This is a genomic window from Phenylobacterium sp. (assembly GCF_030654915.1).
Lineage (GTDB): Bacteria > Pseudomonadota > Alphaproteobacteria > Caulobacterales > Caulobacteraceae > Phenylobacterium.
On sequence record NZ_JAURWM010000139.1, the window covers coordinates 1 to 4,723 of the forward strand.

4 protein-coding genes are annotated in these 4,723 nt (G+C 67.0%); 3 read left to right on the top strand and 1 reads right to left on the bottom strand.

What is annotated here, in order from left to right:
- Nucleotides 1-658 precede the first annotated feature (658 nt).
- Both Q7T84_RS07195 and Q7T84_RS07200 read left to right on the top strand, forming a co-directional pair.
- A complete protein-coding gene (locus Q7T84_RS07195; protein ID WP_304807179.1) occupies nt 659-1,417 on the top strand; it encodes a sulfite exporter TauE/SafE family protein in 759 nt (252 codons plus the stop codon).
- On the top strand, nt 1,414-2,001 hold the full coding sequence (locus Q7T84_RS07200; RefSeq protein WP_304807181.1) for a GNAT family N-acetyltransferase: 588 nt from the start codon (nt 1,414-1,416) through the stop codon (nt 1,999-2,001). Before Q7T84_RS07195 ends, Q7T84_RS07200 begins: the two co-directional genes overlap by 4 nt.
- Before the next feature lie 56 nt (nt 2,002-2,057).
- Here the strand turns inward: Q7T84_RS07200 and Q7T84_RS07205 are convergent, their stop codons facing one another.
- Complete coding sequence (locus Q7T84_RS07205; RefSeq protein ID WP_304807183.1) at nt 2,058-2,933, bottom strand: SDR family oxidoreductase; 876 nt, start codon at nt 2,931-2,933, stop codon at nt 2,058-2,060.
- A gap of 125 nt (nt 2,934-3,058) precedes the next feature.
- Between Q7T84_RS07205 and Q7T84_RS07210 the strand changes: the two genes are divergently transcribed.
- Nucleotides 3,059-4,723 (top strand): alkyl sulfatase dimerization domain-containing protein (locus Q7T84_RS07210; RefSeq protein ID WP_304807185.1); only part of this gene is annotated, 1,665 nt, incomplete at its 3' end.

A 4,723-nucleotide genomic window follows, 5' to 3' on the forward strand; every position in this document is an offset into this window, starting at 1 on the left:
GAATCGCGCCACGAATCGGACTGCGACGACTCCGGATCCGTGTCGCAGTCGGTCTCGCTGCCTCCCTCCGCCTATCGCGGCAGCTCGAAGGCAAATGCCCGCCTGTCGCTGCACTGCCTATCAGCGCACCGACGCAGACGATACAGACGATCCACACGCCAACGGCGACCCAGAACAGGGGCGACAGGCGACCCATGGCGAGGCCCAGCCAGCCGTGCTCCGAGATCGCCTGCCATACGGGGATGGTCACTGCGACGGCGACCGCTACGACAGTCAGCCAGTTTGCGGCCTTGGCCTTGTCAGTAATTGTCATTCGACGCCTGCGCTGCCGCACCTGAACTTTGCATAGTAGAGCTAGTTGACGGCTGTAGTCCTGGGCTGGCTGACACGCCGTTTCACAGTGCGATGTGCTCTCGACGGCCCCGCTTGTTCGGGTGTAGAGCCAACCCGCTCCCAACGAGCCAGGGTCGATCCGCTGTCGCGTGATCCCCGGGCTCCGTCCTCGCCGCGACCGGCGGACGTCTGAGAGCACAGCGCCTTCCTCCGGAGGGTGAGCGGGCGGACCCGCACTCTTTCGCGCGCGACGCGCAGCTGGTCCGTGACCGTGGGTGGCCTGTGTCCACCGTCGGGGCGGGTCGCAACCCGGAGGACGACCCCAGTGAGCATTCCCGCGGCTCTTTTCATCATCGTCTTGGGCTTTGTCACGGCCACCTTGTCGGGTGTGTTCGGCATGGCCGGCGGCCTGGTCCTGATGGGGGGCCTGGTCCTCGTCCTGCCGGTGTCGGCGGCCTTCGTCACTCACGGCATATTGCAACTGGTCGCCAACGGCTGGCGCGCGATCCTCCACGCCAAGCACGTGCGTTGGGACATCGTCGGCTGGTACGCCCTGGCCTCGGCGGTGGCCGGCGCGGCGGTGGCCCTGATCTCGCTCGTCCCTTCCAAGCCGGTGCTCTATCTACTGATGGGACTGGTGCCTGGCCTGCTGTGGCTGCCGCAGCGGCTGATCAATCTCGACGCCGCCCGCCCGCCCCAGGCTTTTGCGTCCGGCCTGTTGGTCACAGGCCTCAACCTGACGGCCGGCGTCGCGGGGCCTTTGCTGGATCTCTTCTTCGTCCGCACCAGCCTGACCCGTCACGCCATTGTCGCGACCAAGGCCGCGACCCAGGTGTTCGCCCATCTGGCCAAGATCGTGGTCTACGGGACCCCGCTGCTGACCAGCTCGTCTCATGACATGCCGCCTTGGTGGATGTTCGCGCTCGCCGTGCCGCTGTCGATGGCCGGCACGGTGGTGGGCGGCCGCATCCTCGACCGCATGAACGATGTGGACTTCAAGAAGTGGACGAAGTGGATCGTGACCGGGATCGGCGTCATCTATCTGCTCCAGGCGGCACAACTATTCGCAAGGGGCGCTGGATGAAGATCGAAACGAAGATCCTGGAGAACCGCTTCGTGCGGCTCGAACCGATGGGTGAGCAGCATCGCGAGGGCCTGCGCGAGGCCTGCAACGCCGACCAGGCGATCTGGACCGAGCTCTATCCCTTCTCCTGGGCCGGCGAGCACTTCGACCCGACCTGGGCCATCCTGACCGAGCACATCGCCGACGGAACGACGGTGGGCTTTGCGGTGATGGTCGAGGGGCGCTGCGTGGGCCTGACTTGCTTCAGCAACATGGACGGCGTCAACGGCGTGTTGGAGATCGGCGGCACCTACTATCGGCCCGACCTGCGCGGCGGGCCGGTCAATCCGGCCGCCAAGCGGCTGATGATGGGCCATGCCTTTGAATGCGGGGCTCGGCGCGCGGTCTACCGGGTCGACGCGATCAACCTGCGCTCGCGTGCGGCGGTGCTGAAGCTCGGCGCGGTGGAGGAGGCGTTGCTGCGCCAGGACCGCATTACCTGGACCGGCCGCATCCGCGACACGGTGATCTTCTCGGTCTTGGACCACGAGTGGCCCGCCGTTCGCGACCGTCTGGACGCGCGGTTGGCGACCTTCACCCGATAGTCATCGCCATCCTCCGGATCTCGCTTCGCGAGCCCGGAGGATGGCGAGGCGGTGGTTTAAGCGCTCGCGGCGGTGCGTTCCGCCGCCGCTGGGAAGAACACCTGCGCGGCATGCTCGGCGACTTCCTGGGCCGTGTAGGGTCGGCCCGGCTGGAAGCCGTCGGTCTGCACCATCTTGATCTCACGAACCCCGCGTGAGGAGACGCCCAGCACCTTGCCGGTGTGGTCCGCCGCCAGGTCCGAGGCCATGTAGAGCACGCCCGGTGCGATGTTTTCGGGCAGGGCCATGGCGTCCGGTTCGCGGTCGCGGAAGCCGGGCAGGTCGGAGGTCATGCGGGTGAATGCGCCCGGCGCCAGGCCCATGACCCGGATGCCGTACTTGCGGCCCTCGATCGAAAGCACGCGCATGAAGCCGTAGATGCCGGCCTTGGCCGCCCCGTAATTGGACTGGCCAAAGTTGCCGTAGAGCCCCGAGGTGGACGAGGTCATGATGATCGTGCCGGGCTTGCCGTTGTCCTTCATCCACTTCCAGACCGGCATGGTGCAGCAATAGGTGCCCTTCAGGTGCACCTTCACCACCAGGTCCCAGTCCTGTTCGGAGGTGTTGGCGAAGCTCTTGTCGCGCAGGATGCCGGCGTTGCAGACCAAGATGTCGACCTGGCCGAAATTGTCCAAGGCGGTCTTCAGGATGTTCTCGCCGCCCTCCATGGTCGACACGTCGTCGCCATTGGCCACGGCCCGGCCGCCAGCGGCCACGATGTCGTTGACGACCTTCTGCGCCGCCGATGTGTCCGCGCCCGAGCCATCGCGCGGCCCGCCCAGATCGTTGACCACGACCGCCGCGCCTTCTTTCGCGAAGAGCTTGGCGTAGGCCTCGCCCAATCCGCCGCCCGCGCCCGTAATGATGGCGACCTTACCGTCCAATAGACCCATGGGGGTTCCTCCTAATGATCTAATTTTCGAGCATCATCGGCGGCGGGGTTTCGGCTGACAAGCATTGACGCTCGCGGACCTCGCGGGTCATTTGGCGCGGACTATGCCAAATGAGGAGCTTGCCGATGATCCGCACCCTGGCCCTGCTGGGCGCGCTCGCCGCCGCCACCGCCGCTAAAGCGCATGAGCCGGGGCCAAGGATCGCACCCTCGCTGGCCGCCCAGACCGCCGAGTTCGCGCCGCCCAAGGTCTATGAGCCCGCCCCCGGCGTCTTCTCAGCGGTCGGCTACGGCATCGCCAACTCGATCATGGTGGTGGGCAAGACCGGGGTGGTGATCATCGACACCACCGACAGCCTCGACGAGGCCAAGAAGGTCTGGGCGCAGTTCGAACCCCACGCCGGCGGCAAGCCGATCGTGGGCGTGATCTACACGCACAATCACAACGACCATATCTCGGGCGCGGCGGGCTTTCCCCTGGCCGAGGGCGCCAAGATCATCGCCCACGAGAGCCTGATGCGAGAGGCCGCCAAGTGGAACGGCGTCGCCGCCCCGGCCATCGCCGCCCGCGCGGCTCGCATGTACGGCGTCTTCCTGCCCAAGGGCACGCCGGACGGCTTCGTCAACGTCGGAATCGGCCCCTATCTGTCGGCCTTCTCCGGTGGCGGCTCGGGCGGTTTCATCGCGCCGAACACAGTCTTCAAGGACCGGCTGGAAATCACGCTCGGCGGTGAGAAGTTCGTGCTGGAGCATGCGCCCGGCGAGACAGAGGACCAGATCCTGGTGTGGATGCCAGGCCCCAAGATCCTGTTCCCCGGCGACAACATCTATAAGGCCTTCCCCAACCTCTACACGATCCGCGGCACCAGCTATCGCGACCCGGTGCAGTGGGCGGAATCGCTCGACCGGATGCGGGCCTTGGCGCCGGAGGTGATGGTTCCCTCGCACACCCGGCCGCTGGCCGGCGCCGAGGCCATCCAGTCGACCCTGACCAACTATCGCGACGCCATCCGCTTCACCCACGACCAAACGGTCCGCTGGATGAACCAGGGCCTGACCCCTGACGAGATCGTCGAGAAGGTGAAGTTGCCGGCCCACCTGGCCGCCGATCCTTATCTGGCCGAGCACTACGGCACGGTCGAGTGGTCGGCGCGCTCGGTGTTCGACGGCTATATGGGCTGGTTCGGCGGCGATCCGGCGGAGTTGTCCTTGGACGCGCCGCAGGTCCGGGCCAAGGAAATCGTCGCCCTGGCCGGCGGCGCGCCCCAGGCCCTAGCGGCGGCCGAAAAGGCCTATGTCGACGGCCGCTGGAAATGGGCGGCCGAGCTTTCCGGCTATGCCGGCCGCGCCGATGTCGGACTGAAGGCCCAGGCCGACGCCACCCAGGCCAAGGCCTTGCGCCAACTTGGCTATGAGAGCGTCTCACCCAATGGCCGGAACTACTATCTCGCCCGCGCCGCCGAGTTGGAGAAGAAGGCGCCGGGCTGGACCCAGATCATCGGCGCGCGCCAAGGCGCCCAGGCCGCGGGCCTCCCGGCCTCGGCCCTGGTCGCGACCTTCCCGGTGCGCCTGAACGCCGAAAAGGCCGCCACGGCGCAAATCGCCATGGGCCTGCGCCTAGCCGGCGAGGGGGATTGGACCATCGCGGTACGGCGCGGTGTGGCCGAGACCTTCAAAGGTCTTGGCGCCGAGACGCCGCTGGTGGTCGCCGCCACCAAGGCCGACTGGGTCGCCGCGCTGGCCTCTCCTCAACCCATGTCCACGGCGCTGCAGACCGGCAAGGTGAAGATC

Coding starts and splice junctions, on each gene's coding strand:
- Q7T84_RS07200 (WP_304807181.1), top strand. CDS start 1,414: ATGAAGATCGAAACGAAGATCCTGGAGAACCGCTTCGTGCGGCTCGAA.
- Q7T84_RS07205 (WP_304807183.1), bottom strand. CDS start 2,933: ATGGGTCTATTGGACGGTAAGGTCGCCATCATTACGGGCGCGGGCGGC.